Annotated in this window: 14 protein-coding genes; 4 read left to right on the top strand and 10 right to left on the bottom strand. The window is 35.7% G+C overall.

Translation table 11 applies throughout. The annotated features are described in order from the left end of the window. Window positions 1–113: 113 nt before the first annotated feature. Window positions 114–704, bottom strand: a complete 591-nt coding sequence (locus ACY0M5_RS19695; protein ID WP_124992356.1) for an OmpH/Skp family outer membrane protein — start codon at window positions 702–704, stop codon at window positions 114–116. A 323-nt stretch (window positions 705–1,027) separates the two neighbouring features. Here ACY0M5_RS19695 and ACY0M5_RS19700 point away from each other — a divergent pair, with 323 nt between their 5' ends. After that, a complete protein-coding gene (locus ACY0M5_RS19700; RefSeq protein ID WP_461630335.1) occupies window positions 1,028–1,939 on the top strand; it encodes a proline dehydrogenase family protein in 912 nt (303 codons plus the stop codon). Window positions 1,940–1,993: 54 nt separating this feature from the next. Here the strand turns inward: ACY0M5_RS19700 and ACY0M5_RS19705 are convergent, their stop codons facing one another. The 4 genes from ACY0M5_RS19705 to ACY0M5_RS19720 form a co-directional block, all read right to left on the bottom strand. Beyond that, window positions 1,994–2,707, bottom strand: coding sequence for a peptidase associated/transthyretin-like domain-containing protein (locus tag ACY0M5_RS19705; RefSeq protein ID WP_124992358.1), 714 nt, complete (start codon window positions 2,705–2,707; stop codon window positions 1,994–1,996). A gap of 18 nt (window positions 2,708–2,725) precedes the next feature. Further along, on the bottom strand, window positions 2,726–3,298 hold the full coding sequence (locus ACY0M5_RS19710; protein ID WP_461630336.1) for a nitroreductase family protein: 573 nt from the start codon (window positions 3,296–3,298) through the stop codon (window positions 2,726–2,728). Between the two features lie 334 nt (window positions 3,299–3,632). Continuing rightward, entirely contained in the window at window positions 3,633–4,217 is a 585-nt protein-coding gene (locus tag ACY0M5_RS19715; protein WP_461630337.1) for a superoxide dismutase, read from the bottom strand. A gap of 131 nt (window positions 4,218–4,348) precedes the next feature. Continuing rightward, window positions 4,349–4,951, bottom strand: coding sequence for a superoxide dismutase (locus ACY0M5_RS19720; RefSeq protein ID WP_461630338.1), 603 nt, complete (start codon window positions 4,949–4,951; stop codon window positions 4,349–4,351). 189 nt (window positions 4,952–5,140) lie between these two features. On the opposite strand from ACY0M5_RS19720, the gene ACY0M5_RS19725 reads away from it, so the two are divergent. Beyond that, window positions 5,141–6,442 (top strand): MATE family efflux transporter, encoded by a 1,302-nt coding sequence (locus tag ACY0M5_RS19725; protein ID WP_461630339.1) that lies wholly within the window; start codon window positions 5,141–5,143, stop codon window positions 6,440–6,442. On the opposite strand, the gene ACY0M5_RS19730 is transcribed toward ACY0M5_RS19725, so the two are convergent. After that, window positions 6,439–7,128: a hypothetical protein gene (locus ACY0M5_RS19730; protein WP_124992363.1), complete on the bottom strand. Its 690-nt coding sequence runs from the start codon at window positions 7,126–7,128 to the stop codon at window positions 6,439–6,441. The genes ACY0M5_RS19725 and ACY0M5_RS19730 overlap by 4 nt on opposite strands. Before the next feature lie 111 nt (window positions 7,129–7,239). Between ACY0M5_RS19730 and folE the strand changes: the two genes are divergently transcribed. Further along, window positions 7,240–7,869 carry a GTP cyclohydrolase I FolE gene (folE, locus tag ACY0M5_RS19735; RefSeq protein ID WP_124992364.1) on the top strand — a complete coding sequence of 210 codons (630 nt, stop codon included), beginning with the start codon at window positions 7,240–7,242 and terminating at the stop codon, window positions 7,867–7,869. 181 nt (window positions 7,870–8,050) lie between these two features. Next, window positions 8,051–8,941: an ACP S-malonyltransferase gene (gene fabD / locus ACY0M5_RS19740; protein ID WP_461630340.1), complete on the top strand. Its 891-nt coding sequence runs from the start codon at window positions 8,051–8,053 to the stop codon at window positions 8,939–8,941. 52 nt (window positions 8,942–8,993) lie between these two features. Here fabD and ACY0M5_RS19745 read toward each other — a convergent pair whose 3' ends face one another. The 4 genes from ACY0M5_RS19745 to ACY0M5_RS19760 form a co-directional block, all read right to left on the bottom strand. Continuing rightward, entirely contained in the window at window positions 8,994–11,969 is a 2,976-nt protein-coding gene (locus tag ACY0M5_RS19745; protein WP_124992366.1) for a PEP/pyruvate-binding domain-containing protein, read from the bottom strand. Between the two features lie 257 nt (window positions 11,970–12,226). After that, window positions 12,227–13,267 (bottom strand): 2-oxoacid:ferredoxin oxidoreductase subunit beta, encoded by a 1,041-nt coding sequence (locus ACY0M5_RS19750; RefSeq protein WP_124992367.1) that lies wholly within the window; start codon window positions 13,265–13,267, stop codon window positions 12,227–12,229. Between the two features lie 2 nt (window positions 13,268–13,269). Beyond that, window positions 13,270–15,114: a 2-oxoacid:acceptor oxidoreductase subunit alpha gene (locus tag ACY0M5_RS19755; protein ID WP_461630341.1), complete on the bottom strand. Its 1,845-nt coding sequence runs from the start codon at window positions 15,112–15,114 to the stop codon at window positions 13,270–13,272. A gap of 399 nt (window positions 15,115–15,513) precedes the next feature. Next, a complete protein-coding gene (locus ACY0M5_RS19760; RefSeq protein ID WP_461630342.1) occupies window positions 15,514–16,695 on the bottom strand; it encodes a RagB/SusD family nutrient uptake outer membrane protein in 1,182 nt (393 codons plus the stop codon). Window positions 16,696–16,703 lie beyond the last annotated feature (8 nt).

Genomic DNA, 16,703 nt, shown 5'->3' on the forward strand with positions numbered 1-16,703 from the left:
TCAGTTCTTTAAGATGTCTTTTAAAATCTTACATCTTAAAAAAAACAAAGATATAAAAAAGGGCAGATAGCTTGCATAGCTGATCTGCCCTTAAAATATTTTGTTGTTGAAATTTACTTAGCTGCAGGTGTATATCTGCTGTTTAAACCAGTAATTATTTCCGCTGTAATATCTAATCCATCCTGAGAAAGAAGAACATTTCCTCCTTTTGTTGTACTTAAAATTAAGCTGTAATTATGAGCAGCATTGTATTCTTTCAAATAGTTAGTAACACTATCGAATAATCTTTTACTGTTTGCCTGTTGTTCACCCATTAATTGGTTTGAAAGCTCACGATCCAATTGTTGTAAATTCTGTTGTTTTCCAATCAATACACGTTGAGCTTCTTCAGCTCTCTCGCGGCTTAGGAATCCACCATTTTGAACTTTACGTTGAAATTCACCTGCTTCTTTCTCTAACTTCTGAGCCTTGAAGTTGAAATCAGTTCTTGAATCTTCCTGCTTTTTAAGAAATTTTTCATTCAAATCACGGGAAAAATTATAATTAGTTAACAATGAATCGGTGTTAATATAAACAACTGCACCTTCACCTGCCACCGATTTTACTTTTTTAGAATCTGCTGACGAATTAGAAAAATGAAGTACATAAAGAATACCAACTGCTACAATTAGTACCGCATTTAAAACAATAGATAAATTTTTCATAGGTATTTTAAGATTTAATTATTCAAGATTATTTCCCGGTCAATTGAAATTTTGGAATCAGAATAAAGATTTCATCTTTATGAGCATCTGAAATACAAAAGTCATTGTCGGTAGTATTTATTTTTTTTTGATTTTGCCTAACAAATATAAGCTTAAAAAGGAGACTAAAAAATACTGTGACATCAAAATTCACATTCGGGAATCCTTGACAGACTTAAAATATTGAAATAATAATTGCTGATAAACATCATTCTTTTATTTTGGAATACTATTTACATTGATCCCATAAATAAACCCTAATAAACAATTTAAAACCTATCCCAATGTTTAATAAATTAATAGCAGCTACCCTGCCATATATGCCTAAAAAGCTGGTTTGGATCTTTTCTAAAAGATACATTGCCGGCGAAACCATCGAAGAAGCAATTAATGCTTCAAAAGAACTGAATAAAGAAGGTATTAAAGTTACTGTAGACCTTTTGGGTGAATTTATAGAAGATTTAAGTCAGGCAACTGAAAACAAAGAGGCTTACCTTAATATCATTGAGGTTTTTCAGGAAAATAAAATTGATGGCAACTATTCGGTGAAACCTACCTTTTTTGGTTTGCTGATTGATGAAGAGGTTTGCTATCAAAACATCCGAACTGTTGTGGCTAAAGCCGCAGAATATGACAACTTTGTTCGTGTAGATATGGAAGATTCTCTCTGTGTGGATAGAGAAATTAAACTTTTCAGAAGATTAAAAGCAGAATTCCCGAACAATGTTGGCTTAGTAGTTCAAGCTTATCTAAAAAGAACTTTAGATGATTTAAGTAATATGATGGACATGCAAAACGGCAGTTCAAAATTGAATTATCGTCTTTGCAAAGGAATTTATGTTGAGCCGGCAGAAATAGCCTACAAAAAGTACGAAAAGGTAAATGAAAACTTTATTAAGGGGTTGGAGTTCATGTTCCAAAACGATGTTTATCCTGGAATTGCTACTCACGATAAGAATGTAGTTGAACCGGCTTTTGAATTAATAAAAAAATACAATGTTCCTAAGGACAAATATGAATTCCAAATGCTTTATGGAGTTACTCCTGAACTTAGAAAAATGATTATAGACAAAGGTCACAGCATGAGAGTCTACGTTCCTTTCGGAAAAGATTGGTTTGGATATTCTACCAGAAGATTGAAGGAAAATCCTAAAATGGCTATGCTAATTATAAAAGCTTTATTTAACAGAGGGTAGTATCACTCTGAGTTTTGGCAATGAAAAAGCGGTGAAATATCACCGCTTTTTTTTTTATTCTTTTTTCTTTACACCATACTTATACATTTGCTTTAAGGTCGTTATCTCCTTATCTGTAATCAAGTTATCGGGAATCTTCAATTCTCTTTTTCTCTTCATCCGCTGCACCTCAGGCAAAGTTCTTGCGACACTAACACCAACCATCATATCCGGAGGCACCATAACATGGTGCTCATTCATAATAACATGATGTTTTACCAACATATCCGTATTCGCCTTTGCGTCCATTTTTTCCGGTTGTTTGGTAAGAGCTTCGTAGGTGGCTGAATTGATATTGTTTTTAGCCCGAACATATTCCGGTGTATTCACCTTTGCATTGATAAATGCTTCTCTAAAATCACCAAACCGCGGCAAAATAAGAACTTCCTGCAAAGCTATTGTATCCTTTGCCATAAACACGCCAAATAAGTAAGCATTCTGTTTTAAGCTGTCACTCACAATAATCTTTACATCATGATACCCTACATAGGTATATTGAATGGTGTCGCCGGAGTTCACCCAAAACGAAAACCTTCCAAAAGAATTGGTAGTTCCCGCTCTTTTATCATTTACCCGAAAATGAGAATAAGGCAAAGGTGATAATTCTTCCTGATCCAATACAGCACCGGTAAAAAAGATTGAATCAGTTCTAACTTTCTGAGCACTTACATTTTCTATTATAAGCAGTAACAGAAGCACTACCAAACAACTAACACACGTTTTTTTCATCTCTAAAATTTTTACTTACTATAGGTTTCCTATTATCAGATCCTCTAATTTTCGCTTTGGAACATGATGAACCTGATTTTCATCCCGCCAATATTTTATATCTTCATTCTTCATCTCATCAATCACAACCACCTCCTTAGGTTTTCCTAAAGCAACTACTTGTATAATTTTATAATTCGAAGGAATCTGCAGCACTTTCCGTAATTCCTTTTCTTTAAAAGCACGAATGATACAACCGCCAAACCCCATCTCTACAGCTCCAAGCAGTAAGTTCTGAACTGCAATTCCATCATCGCTAAAATAATTCTTTCCTAACTCTTCATCATTCAGCATGATTACATAAGCGGTTGGCCTCTCTCCTTCAACAGGTCCATCCCAATCTGACAGGTAACCAGCCCATGCTAAAGTATCAAACACCTGGTTTCGTTTCTCAGCACTCAGCACAATCTGATATTTAAGTGTTTGTCCGTTTCGGCCGGATGCACCCATCCTTGCCAAATCAATCCATTGCCGAATATTTTCTAAGGATATTTGCTCTTCCTCATAAAACCGTCGGTAACTTCTGTTTCGTAAAATAAGTTCTTTTAACATTTGATAATTGTAACTATGATTCAATTGATTTTTATTGCTCAATTAATAACTTCCCTGTTCCTTAAATTAAGAGAATTTTCCCTATCGATCAAGGAAAACTCAAATCATTTTAGGATGTAAGCGAATACTCAAAACTACATAATTTTTAAAACAAAATTAATTTAACAGGCAACTACCTAATAATGAAAAGAAAGGAGGTTTCTCTTGGAAATTTGAATCAATCCTTGTTTGAATTATTACCGAAATCACAACCAGCCATATGGTCAGATTATGCAATAAAAAAAGCGGTGATCCCTACTATGCAAATCACCGCTTTATTTATCATCTACTTACTTTACAAATCATTATATCGTTTTTCAATCACTTCCCAATTTACCAAATTCCAGAAGTTCTCAATGTATTTCGGACGAGCATTTTGTGTATCCAAATAATAAGCATGTTCCCAAACATCCATTGTTAATATCGGTGTCATTCCATCGGTAATAGGGTTGCCTGCATTATTTTTCTTCATGATTCTTAGCTTATTATGAGAATCGGCAACCAACCAAACCCAACCCGATCCAAACAAAGTTGCTCCGGCTTTCGAAAATTCTTCTTTAAATGCAGCAAACGATCCAAATGTCTCGGTAATCGCATTAGCAAGTGCACCCTTAGGTTCTCCTCCTCCATTTGGACTTAAGGCCATAAAGTAAAAGGTGTGGTTGTATACCTGTGCTCCATTATTGAAAATTCCACCTTCGGAATGCCGAACAATTTCTTCCAAACCAGCTTTTTCAAAAGCAGTTCCTTTAATTAAATTATTCAAATTGGTAACATAGGCCTGATGATGCTTTCCGTAATGAAACTCTAATGTTTTTTGACTAATTGAAGGTTCAAGCTCATTTAAAGCATAAGGTAATTCGGGCAGTTCGTGTATCATAATTTCGTTTTTTTGATTTAGTATACAATTTCACAATAATTCTTCACAAAACCAATAATTAACAATACTAAACTAAAAGACCGGCTTTCAAAAGAAAGCCGGTCCCAAAATCAAAAAAACAATAAACAAAACTAATCCTGAAAGCGTTTAGCCACTTCCTCCCAATTAATTACATTCCAGAACTCCGAAATGTAATCAGGTCGTTTATTCTGAAACTTCAGATAATATGCGTGTTCCCAAACATCCAATCCTAAAATTGGTGTTCCTTTTACTTCTGCTAAATCCATTAACGGATTATCCTGATTTGGAGTTGAACTCACAACAAGTTTGCCGTTAGATTGTTTCACCAACCAAGCCCAACCTGAACCAAAACGAGTAGCCGCAGCTTTGGAAAATTCCTCTTTAAATGAATCAAACGATCCAAAATCTTTTTCAATTGCAGCTAATAATGACCCTGAAGGTTTTCCTCCTCCCTTAGGAGACATTACCTGCCAAAATAAATCGTGGTTAAAAAACCCGCCTCCATTATTTCGTACAGCAACTGATTGCTTTGAAATGTTCGCTAATATATCCTCTATACTTTGCTCTTCGATATCTGTTCCAGCAATAGCAGCATTCAAGTTATTTGTATATCCTGCATGATGTTTCGAATGATGGATCTCCATTGTTCTAGCATCAATGTGTGGCTCAAGAGCATCGTAAGCATATGGTAACTTTGGTAATTCAAATGCCATATTTTGTATTTATTTTAATTGTAATTACTATCTGTTTTTTTAACACTAAAACAAAGCTAATTTTTATCTGGATTAGATCCAAATAAATTAAAGACTTTTTTGTCTTTTTATTTTCAACACTCCCAAAAGCCTGTCAGATAAAAGATTTTTAGTTACTTTCGTGTCTTTAACTATTCTCAAAATTCTTTCGTGAACAAACGGATTCTAAAAATAGCGCTTCCAAATATTGTCAGTAATATTACTATTCCTCTGCTTGGCATTGTTGACCTGGCCCTAATGGGACATTTGGGAAAAGTCGATTTCATAGGTGCAATAGCCCTTGGTGGAACCATATTTAATTTTCTTTATTGGGGATTTGCTTTTTTACGAATGGGAACTTCAGGAATTACAGCACAAGCATATGGTGCAAGAAATCTAAGTGAAACTATTCTATCCTTATCAAGAGCTCTTCTTGTAGCATTAATTGGCAGTATTTTCATATTAATTCTCCAAAAACCAATTGCCGATTTAAGTTTTTATGTAATTGACTCGGAAGAATCGGTTGAAACAATCGCAAAATCATACTATTACGTTAGAGTTTGGGCCGCTCCGGCCACTATTGGCTTGTACGCCTTAACAGGATGGTTTATTGGAATGCAGAATTCTAAAATTCCAATGGTGATTGCCATTATCAGTAATATTATCAATATTGCTTTGTCGTCATTCTTTGTTTACGGAATGAATTTAGATGCCCGGGGAGTTGCATTAGGAACTGTTATTGCCCAATATTGCGGTTTATTTCTGGCTTTGTTTTTTATCTTTCGTTTTTACCGCCGGCTGTTTCGTTACTGGAGCATTCTAGGAATGATGAAAATTAAAGAATTGAAGAACTTCATTGCCATTAATAAAGACATTTTCATTCGAACACTCTGCATTATATTCGTTTTCACATTTTTTACAACAGAATCGGCAAATACCAACAAGAACATATTGGCAGTAAATTCACTACTGCTTCAATTTTTATTCATCTTTTCCTACTTTATGGATGGCTTTGCCTTTGCCGCTGAGGCATTAGTGGGAAAATTTATTGGAGCTAAAAATCAAACCGGATTGAGAAGTGTAATTCGTCTTCTTTTTATTTGGGGAATTGGAATCAGCCTGGCCTTCACATTTTTTTATGCTACAAGCAGCAATTGGATATTATCTGCATTAACAAATAATAAATCGACAATATTAGAAGCACAAGCCTACATAAAATGGGTTGTATTATTACCAATATTAAGCTTCGGATCTTTTCTGCTCGATGGAATTTTTATTGGTGCCACAGCGTCAAAGTATATGAGAAAAACAATGATGGCCTCAACTCTACTTGTATTTATACCTTGTTACTATTTTCTGAGTGAAAGTTTTCAAAATCATGGATTATGGATTGCCATGCTTGGATTTATGATGGCCCGGGGAATATTTCAAACACTCTATTACAAAAAAGCAATCCTTCTGAAATTTAATTAATTCACACCTAATACCTCAGCTAAAGTTACCTGCAAAGCTTCCGTTAATTTTGAAACTTCATCAGCCTCTATTTTATATTTTTTACTTGCATTTTCAAGCCGGTCAACCACGTAAAAAAGCTGAATTAATTTCACTTTCTCTTCCAAACAAACATACAATACACTCGCTCCATCCCGACTCATTACATCGGGCTGATTTTTTTGATACATACGCGATATTGAAAACAAACTATTTGGTATTGAATTACAACTGATACCACTTACTTTTCGGTATTCAATCTGAAAATCAGGCAACAGCAGATTGTTTTCAAGAATTTCGTTTGTAAACGGGTATTCATTCTTATTCCGTATCCCCAAATCAAATACAGAAGAAAACTCTTTATCAGTTTCAAAACCTAAATCACCAAAGTAATCTTCAATCAAATTAATTACAATACCTGATTCAAGTTGATCTTTTAATGAAAAACACCTTCCCAAATGAATTACAACATCATATTTCTTTAAATTTAAAGCTTTACACAAATAATAGGAGGTAACACTCCCTCCCGTACCCGAAATAAGTATATCCAGATCTTTATCCTGATACTTAAAACGAGCATAGTTTTTCCCTAAATTTTCAACCAAAACCAGTTGACTAATAAAATTTTGCATGGCCGAAAATGCGCCAGCAATTATCAAAATCTCCATTGATGCAAGAACTTAGCCTAAACAAAAGCTTCGAAAAGTTTGTTATATAGGTGAAATTTATACTTATTTTGCAAGTCAAAAATGTGACTTAAATTAAAACACTAAATACAGATGGAATTTTCAACCAACGGAGACACTAATAAAGGTTTTACAAAAATAGAAAAATACAATCAGGATACTACTGAACAGTTAATGTTTCACTATAAAAAAGTACTTGAATTATTAGGAGAAGATGCCGAACGCGAAGGTCTTTTAAAAACACCCTTACGGGTTGCCAAAGCAATGCAGTTTTTAACGCAGGGATATCACAATAATCCTGAAGATATATTAAGATCTGCCATGTTTCAGGAAGACTATCGTCAAATGGTAATTGTTAAGGATATTGAAGTTTATTCAATGTGTGAGCATCATATGCTGCCATTTGTGGGCAGAGCACATGTTGCTTACATTCCCAATGGTACCATTACCGGATTAAGTAAAATTGCCCGGGTTGTAGATGCTTTTGCCCGCCGTTTACAAGTTCAGGAACGTTTAACCACTCAAATTAAAGACTGCATACAAAACACCCTGAATCCACTAGGTGTTGCTGTAGTTATCGAAGCTCAGCACATGTGCATGTCGATGCGTGGAGTTCAAAAACAAAATGCAATTACTACGACCTCTGATTTTACCGGTGCTTTTGAAAAAGTAGCTACAAGAGAAGAGTTTATTCGTTTAATTGCTAACAAATCAAACTACTAATTAGTTAATTGTTCATAGGAATCAAAGAATTACCAATTTACATTGTACTTATGAAAATTGCACATTGTAAATTGAATAGATATCTTTGTGCCCGGAATATTTTTAAATCTTACCATGATAATCAATTCATTGCTATTAAAAAAAATACGAATGAATTGAAATTTATTAATTGAAGAAGAATATGAAAGCATATGTATTTCCAGGGCAAGGAGCCCAATTTGTTGGTATGGGAAAAGACCTGTACGAAAATTCAGACCTTGCTAAAGAGCTTTTTGAAAAAGCCAACGATATTTTAGGTTTTAGAATTACCGATCTAATGTTCGAAGGAATTGACGAAGATTTAAGACAAACAAATGTTACACAACCAGCAATCTTTCTGCACTCAGTAATCTTAGCCAAAACTCTTGGCGATGATTTTAAACCAGAAATGGTAGCAGGTCACTCTTTAGGAGAATTTTCTGCTTTGGTTGCTAACGGATCATTATCGTTCGAAGATGGTCTTAGATTGGTTTCTCAACGTGCTTCAGCAATGCAAAAAGCTTGCGAAATTGAGCCTTCAACTATGGCTGCAATCATTGGATTAGATGATGAAACTGTAGTGAAAATATGTGAGGAAATTAATGAAATTGTTGTTCCTGCTAATTTCAACTGTCCTGGTCAATTGGTTATTTCGGGCAGTATGAAAGGGATCGAAATTGCTTGTGAAAAATTACTGGAAGCTGGAGCTAAAAGAGCGCTTCCGTTAAAAGTTGGTGGTGCATTTCACTCTCCACTTATGGAGCCTGCACGCGTAGAGTTGGAAGAAGCTATTGAGAACACAACTTTCTCAACTCCAATTTGTCCTGTATATCAAAACGTAAATGCCTTGCCAGTATCCAATCCTGATGAGATCAAGAAAAATTTGGTTTCGCAGCTAACTGCTCCGGTACGTTTCACTCAAACCATGGTTAATATGATTGCTGATGGTGCAACATTGTTCACTGAGGTTGGTCCTGGAAAAGTAATTCAGGGATTGGTGAAAAAAGTTGACCGTAAAATGGAAACTGCAGGAGTAGACTCTTTTCAAGGATAAAAATTACAACTAATAAAAAAGCCGTTTCAAAACTTTTTGAAACGGCTTTTTGCTATTTATAACTTATAACACTGGTTTGTTTTTTACCATCCATTAAAATATCCAGCGGTTCTTTAAACCGAACATGTTTAAAATAATGAATCTGCTCTTCGAGTTTTTGCTTGTCAAGAATTTCAGTATTCACAAAACTTTGTTCGGTATTACTTCTTACCGAGAAATATCCAACATTCATAGAAGTTACATTGTGAAAGAAATGAGACCCCAAGGAAGCATCTAAAGGAAAATCTTCCAACCCCTGCTCTACAATTACCTTTGCATTGGATATTTGAGACCAAAGTACAGGGATACCGGTAAACTTATCTCTTGTACCCCAGCGGCCGGGACCAATCAACACATATTGACGATCCTGCTCTCTCATTTTCTGGTTCAATTTCTCAATTTCAAGAGCCATTTCTTCAGTTTTGGTTCGATCAAATTTCTCAATATCCATGTAAATTACATCACGAACATGGTCTATTTTTCCGTTACCCATACCTTTACTTGCCAATAACACAAGCTTATCCTTATCAACCTTAGTCATATCTATATCAATACTCATCTCCTGACGAATCAGAGGTTTAATCTGCAGGAGCTGGAAAGTAGGCAAATCATTTTTTCCTTTTGAAAGATCAACGGCAAACTCAATTTCAACAGGAGCTCCCATTGCTTGTTTAAAAATATTCAGAAGTACACTCAAAGCATGAGCAACAGGAACTTGATTGTATTTCAGAATATTTGCAAAGTTTACCACCCTCGGGCCCCGCAAATTCAAATCCGGTTCCAATCTGTCATTCTGGTAATCGTAAACTGAAGCACAATGCAGTAAATTCCCATCCTTTTCGGCATCCGAAAGTTCATATTTAATCGTAACAGCATCTTCTCCATCCTTTAAAAGATTAACATCTTTCTTTTCCATATTGATCGCATAAAAATACTTCTGCGAATCTTTCATCTGATCTTCAATTGATGCCAATTGCAATTTTGGGTGTTCCGGGCAAAAACGATGTGTTTTTTCCCCTCCCACAACATATTTACCCAGTCCAACAGCTATCACAGCAAAACCGTCCTCAGGTTTCATGTAAGAAAAAGGATAGTAGTTGTAAGATTGAGCTACGCCACTGATATTTGGATAATATCTGCCGTTGTTTTCCTGCCCAACCACTTCCTGAATAATTACAGCCATTTTCTCCTCTTCAATTTTATAGTCAACCGCACTAAAATAGGATTGAGCTTCGGGTGAAAAAATAGAAGCATAAATAAGCTTGATTGCGGTTACCAATTGACGAAACCGCTCCCCAATATCCGGATGATTATTTGGAAGCAAATAAGTCGCATAAACCCCTGCAAATGGCTGCATTAAAGAATCCTCAAACAAACCGGATGAACGCACAGCTAATGGGCAAGTCATTTCCTCAAGATAATCCAGAAGTCTTTCTCTTAATTTATCAGACAACTCACTTTTCGCAAATAAATCACGTACCTTTTTATAGTTCTTATCCAGATAAATCTTATTGTAAAGATTATTCTTCTCAATAAAATTATCGTATTCATCAACACCAATAACAGCTGTTTTAGGAATCGAAATATTAATATCCTTAATCAACTTTGCGAAGTAAATATTTTCTATAAAGTTACTCAGGAAAGCCAGTCCACGCCCTTTCCCTCCTAAAGATCCACGTCCCAAACGAACCACATAATGATTCGAATTAACAATATTTGGCCTGAATTTAATAATCCTGCCCCGCAACTGTTTTATACGTGAGGCTTCAAATACATCCAAACAAAATTTACGTAAATCTTTTACTGATTTAAAATCCTCTATCTGATATCTTCTTAACTTTTTAGCAATATTAATTTCACCTCTGGCCATTAACCATGTCGAAATTCCATTTCTTTTCGAATGAAAAAGAAGTGATTCATCCGGAACATATTTCAATTTTTCCTCAAACTCTTCAAGGGACTTCGCTATTGCAACCTTAGTTCCACTTTGGTTTCTGAATACAAAATCACCAAAGCCCAGTTTCGTGTAGATGAAGTTATAGATATCCAAAGCCAAAGTATCACTGTTCTTGTTAATAAAATCGGCTTCAACCTGCATTGCACGAATTGCATTATCGGTATCATGCGATTGCATTAAACATGGAATTTTCATGTTTTTTTCCTGCACGTATTTAATCAGATCGACACCTGAATCATCATCCAATTTACCATCCCGCGCAAAACGAACATCAGAAATTACGCAAAGCAAGTTTTCCAAATAATTATCGACAACTTCAACTGCATCTTCATAAGTGCTCACCAAAATGACTTTAGGTCTGGCCCGCATTTTCAAAATCTTATGCATTTCGTCAATATCCCCTTCATCCGAAATCACTTTTTGGGTTTGAGTCATTACTGATGTATACAACAACGGCAGATATCTGGAGTAATACTTTACTGAATCTTCAACTAACAAAATGACTCTTACATCTCCACTTTTTGTATCGGGTTCCAGATTCATTCTATCCTCAATATACTTGGTCATGGCCATAAAAATTTTGGTAGAACCATTCCAAACAAAAACCCGATCAATATTATTCTTAATCTTATCTGCAGCTCTGTCAAAATAAGCCAGGTCGCTATTGTTATTTACCAAAACCAAAACAGGAATCTCGGGCTGAACCCTTTTTATTTCCTGACTTAACTCCAAAGGGGATTGTTTATCCAAACCAGCCATTAAGATGACCACATCGTAATTTCGATTTTTTAAAGCATCCAAGGCTTCATCATTAGTGGCTACACTGGTAAAACGTGGTGCCGCATATAAATTTAACTGTAAATATTCCCCAACAATTTTATCAGAAAACTGTCCTTCCCTTACAATAGTATAAGCATCGTAATAAGTCGCGATAAGAAGAATTTCTTTCACTTTAAAAGGCATCAATTCCTGAAAAATATCTCTATCACTCTTTTTCCGTTTGTATATCTTGGAAATCGAAACTTCTTCCATGTCAATTGCTATTTATGTTTTTTGTTGTCTTGTATTCAGAAATACAAAATAATATAAATTTCTGGTTTGATATCAACCTTTTACCAACAAGTACTGATTTCATTTAAAATCAATTAATGAAAAGGAAAAATATCTTTTAGTATTCATTATTCCCTAAAAAATGGTGCCGAAAATAATAAAAATAAGGGATAAAAAACAAAGAGGAAACTTATGGTTTCCTCTTTTTAGGTATTGATGAATTAAATATTTCAATCTTATTATTTAACTTCCCAAGTATCACCGCTATTAAGCAGATCATCCATACACTTAATTGATGATACAGCTTGTACATCTTTAATTTGCTTCACCATTTTTTCTTCATAAGAAAGCGCGGCAACATCTCTTATTACACCAAGTGCAACAGGATACTCAGGAGCTGACATATTTGACAATAGCCAAGCCATATGAGGATCAGGGTTATGGGCATCGTGAACTAAAATATCCTGCTCAGTAATACCAAATTCACCAATTGTAACAACAATTAGTTTACCATTACCTCCTAAAACTAATCCTTTGTTTCTATTCTTTCCGAAAATCATTCTCTCTCCATGATGCAAAATCAATTGGAAATCATCCTTCGTTTCCTTATCAGTAATCAGAGTATGTGCTCCATCATTATAAATTACACAATTTTGAAGAACTTCTATAATAGATGTTCCTTTGTGTTTTGATCCAGCCAAAAGCAATTCTGTGGTCAGTTTAATATTGGTATCAATAGATCTCGCATAAAACTTAGATTGAGCGCCCAAAGCTAATTCGGCAGGATGAAATGGTTGCTCAATTGTTCCAAACGGAGAGGTCTTGGTGACCATTCCCTGCTTCGAAGTTGGTGAATATTGACCCTTTGTAAGACCGTAAATCTCATTATTAAAAAGAATAATTGTCATGTCAATATTACGACGAATAGCATGGATAAAATGGTTACCTCCAATTGCTAACGCATCCCCATCTCCAGAGACTTGTATTATTTCAAGATCAGGATTCGCCGATTTCACCCCCGAAGCAACCGCAGCAGCTCTTCCGTGAATTGTATGAAAACCATAGGTATTCATATAGTACGGAAAACGGGAAGAACATCCAATACCCGAGATAACTGCAAATTTTTCCTTTGGAATGTTCATTGCAGCCATTGCCTTTTGAACCGAATTCAATACTCCATGGTCTCCACACCCGGGACACCATCTTACTTCCTGATCACTTTTAAAATCTTTTGGAGTCAGATTAACAGGACTATGCGATTTAAGAATTGTATCTGTCATGACTATTTCTCCTCCAATAATTGGTTAAACCTCTCTTTTAATTCCAACACAGTAAAAGGCAATCCTTGTAATTTATTATATTGATTGAATTTAACATCCTGAAAACCTGCCCGTAAATACTCAGCAAACTGTCCTTCATTCAACTCACAGACAATTACCTTTTTATGACGTTTTAAAACCTCTTTTGTATTCTTTGGCAACGGAAAAATATAGTGAAAATGTGCCAAAGCAATACTTTTTCCTTCAGCCTGAAGTTCACGAACCGCTGTTGTTAAGTGACCATAAGTACCCCCCCAACCTATAACCAAAACTTCAGCGTCATCATTTCCCTTTACAGGAACATCAGGAATGAAATTAGCAACCCGTCTAATTCTTTCCGATCGGACATCTGTCATTACCTGATGATTTTCAGGTACATACGACACGGTACCCGTAATATCCATCTTTTCTAAACCTCCTATTCGATGTTCCAAACCTTTTGTACCGGGAACAGCCCACTTTCTAGCCAGTTTCTCAGTATCTCTGGCATATGGTTGATAGTTATCTCCCTCCTTAGCAAATGGCACCTCTATAGGTGATAGATCGGCCATTTTAGGAATTCGCCACGGTTCTGCTCCATTAGCAATAAAACCATCCGTAAGCAAGATAACAGGGGTCATATGCTCTAAAGCAATTTTACCTGCACTATAGGCGTATTCAAAACAATTTGAAGGTGTACTTGCCGCAATTACCGGCATAGGACATTCTCCACTGCGTCCGTGAATTGCCTGCATTAAATCTGATTGTTCTGTTTTAGTTGGAAGACCAGTTGATGGCCCACCACGTTGAACATTCACAATTACCAGAGGGAGTTCCGTCATTACAGCCAAACCTGCAGCTTCTGTTTTAAGAGCCAAACCCGGTCCCGAAGTGGTTGTTACAGCAAAATTCCCTGCAAAACTTGCTCCAATTGATGTGCAGATTCCTGCAATCTCATCTTCTGCCTGAAATGTTTTTACACCAAGATCCTTACGAGCCGCAAGTTCCTGAAAAATCTCGGTTGCAGGTGTAATTGGATACGATCCACAAAACAATTCCAAACCCGCTTTTTCGGCTACTGCAATTAATCCCCAAGCTGTAGCTTTATTTCCTGTAACATTACGGTAGGTTCCTATCTTAATTTTTGCCGGAGCCACACTAAAATTATATGGCAAAGCTTCTATTGTTTTTGCAAAATTATAGCCGGCCCGCAGCACCATCTTGTTTCCCTCAACAACCAAAGGATACTTTTTGAATTTATTCTCAATAAACTCTTCTGTATGCTCCAATGGACGATCGAACATCCAATAAACCATTCCCAAAGTAAACATGTTTTTACTCCTAAGGATACTTTTCTGATCCAGTTCAGTATCCTTCAAACATTCTTTCGTCAGAGAAGTTACTCTTGCTTTAATCAGATTGTAATCGGAAAGATTCTCATCATCTAATGGGTTGGAATCATAACCAGCTTTTTCAAGATTCTTATCCGTAAAACTATCCTCATTTACAATGATCGTTCCACTAGGTTTAACCCATTTTAAATTTGCTTTTAATGCTGCCGGATTCATTGCTACAAGCACATCAGCAAAATCTCCTGGAGTATTTACCTCCATCTGCCCGAAATGCAATTGAAAACCTGATACTCCACCTACTGTTCCCTGTGGAGCCCTGATCTCAGCTGGATAATCAGGAAAAGTAGCAACATCATTCCCAAACAATGCGGAAGTATCCGAAAATTGCGTTCCTGTTAGCTGCATCCCATCTCCGGAATCGCCGGAGAATCTTATGACAACCTCTTCCTTTTCAATGACTTTTGTCTTTTGACTCATGACTGTTTTGAATTAAGCTTGAAATTAATTCCTTTGTTTTGTTTGTTGATTTTGATTTTTCATCTATATAACGCAATGCTATAATAATGTTATATAGCATGGTAAAGGTAGCGTTTCCCAGTTTTTAGACAAGTAAAGACAAAAAAAAATATTGATTTTTTGCAAACGTTTGTGTTATAAAAAGTTACAAACTACATCAAGTTAAAAATAAGGTTGATTAAGAGTTGATTAAGTCTTAATCAGAGAAAAGAAAGAAAGGAAAATGGTAATTTTTGAAGAGAACTGGGAGAGTTGATAATCTTTGCAAGAATACACAATAAAGCAGAACCTTATACGAAAAAAAAGGCTGTCCAAAATGAATTGGACAGCCTCTATAAAAGTTAACATTAGAAAAACAAATTATCTCAATAAAGGATTAATATCCTGAGAACCTTGAGGATATGGGAAACGATAGGTTTCACCTTTAAGTTTCAAATCGCTCCACCTTACCCACTCAAAAGATAACTCTAAGCGACGCTCGTCATCCAAAGTCAAAGATGATTTACGAATTGCTTGAAACTCTGTCAAACGGTTTGCATTACCCGCTTCCGCGGAAATTAAATACATCTCAGCAATACGCGACATTAATAAATCTGAATCATCGTCAGTCTTATATTTCTTAGAATACACATACCCAGTTGCATCAGGTGCATCAAAAAGAATATTGCGAGTATCATCAGCATCTAGTAAAGCAACTAAATCATCTGCGCATGCAAAACAATTCCATGTCTTAGCCGCAGGACTCATAATCCACCCCCAAGATCCATTCGCTTCAGCTTTATTACCAGCAAATCTCATAATAACCTCATTGGTTCGTTCTAATGGATTTGCAGCTAAAGTAAACTTTTTTGAGGTAATTAATTCTTCAGCCTCTATTCCTGCTTTTGCAATTTCACCATTCATTCTATATACTCGAGCCAATAAAGCACTAGCAGCCTCTGCTGAAGGCAATGTTTGACTTATTGCTAGTTGATTGGTATTTATTGGGTTCATTAGAACTTTTGCTGCTTTTAAATCCTCGATAATAAATTTCAAAACGTCTTCTTTTGAAGCTGGAGCCATTGGCTGATTATCATAGTTTTCATCAATTAATGGTACCCTTTCAAACAAATCATACAATCTAAGATAGGTAAGTGCTCTACAATACTTAGCTGCTCCTTTTTGATGATCTGATGCAGAAGGTACATTAAGAACAACATTTGCGCGTGAAATCCCTCTGTAATACCCACTATACTGATAACTCAGTAAAATATCATTAGCAGGAACTTTATGCTCGTACATGTACTGAACTTGAAACCACTGAAACTTAACTGGCTTATAATTATCCGCCATTAACTCAGGCGCCATAATATTGAAATAAGCGTAACCAGAAGGTTCCATCATTCTTTCATAAACACCAGTAAGCAATTTATCCACATCTTCCTGAGCCAACGGAGCAGTAGCAGATAAAGATGCTTCTGATGCAATCTCCAAATCCTTCTCACATGAAGAAAAAAGTCCGGAAATTGCAAATGCAATTACGATTAATATATTTCTTTTCATAATTCTTT

The sequence above is a fragment of the Labilibaculum euxinicum genome (genome assembly GCF_963678175.1).
Taxonomy (GTDB): domain Bacteria; phylum Bacteroidota; class Bacteroidia; order Bacteroidales; family Marinifilaceae; genus Labilibaculum; species Labilibaculum euxinus.

Excerpts from the sequence above, each read along its gene's own strand:
- ACY0M5_RS19695 (WP_124992356.1), bottom strand. The coding sequence starts at position 704 with ATGAAAAATTTATCTATTGTTTTAAATGCGGTACTAATTGTAGCAGTT.
- ACY0M5_RS19700 (WP_461630335.1), top strand. The coding sequence starts at position 1,028 with ATGTTTAATAAATTAATAGCAGCTACCCTGCCATATATGCCTAAAAAG.
- ACY0M5_RS19705 (WP_124992358.1), bottom strand. The coding sequence starts at position 2,707 with ATGAAAAAAACGTGTGTTAGTTGTTTGGTAGTGCTTCTGTTACTGCTT.
- ACY0M5_RS19710 (WP_461630336.1), bottom strand. The coding sequence starts at position 3,298 with ATGTTAAAAGAACTTATTTTACGAAACAGAAGTTACCGACGGTTTTAT.
- ACY0M5_RS19715 (WP_461630337.1), bottom strand. The coding sequence starts at position 4,217 with ATGATACACGAACTGCCCGAATTACCTTATGCTTTAAATGAGCTTGAA.
- ACY0M5_RS19720 (WP_461630338.1), bottom strand. The coding sequence starts at position 4,951 with ATGGCATTTGAATTACCAAAGTTACCATATGCTTACGATGCTCTTGAG.
- ACY0M5_RS19730 (WP_124992363.1), bottom strand. The coding sequence starts at position 7,128 with ATGGAGATTTTGATAATTGCTGGCGCATTTTCGGCCATGCAAAATTTT.
- folE (WP_124992364.1), top strand. The coding sequence starts at position 7,240 with ATGGAATTTTCAACCAACGGAGACACTAATAAAGGTTTTACAAAAATA.
- fabD (WP_461630340.1), top strand. The coding sequence starts at position 8,051 with ATGAAAGCATATGTATTTCCAGGGCAAGGAGCCCAATTTGTTGGTATG.
- ACY0M5_RS19745 (WP_124992366.1), bottom strand. The coding sequence starts at position 11,969 with ATGGAAGAAGTTTCGATTTCCAAGATATACAAACGGAAAAAGAGTGAT.
- ACY0M5_RS19750 (WP_124992367.1), bottom strand. The coding sequence starts at position 13,267 with ATGACAGATACAATTCTTAAATCGCATAGTCCTGTTAATCTGACTCCA.
- ACY0M5_RS19755 (WP_461630341.1), bottom strand. The coding sequence starts at position 15,114 with ATGAGTCAAAAGACAAAAGTCATTGAAAAGGAAGAGGTTGTCATAAGA.
- ACY0M5_RS19760 (WP_461630342.1), bottom strand. The coding sequence starts at position 16,695 with ATGAAAAGAAATATATTAATCGTAATTGCATTTGCAATTTCCGGACTT.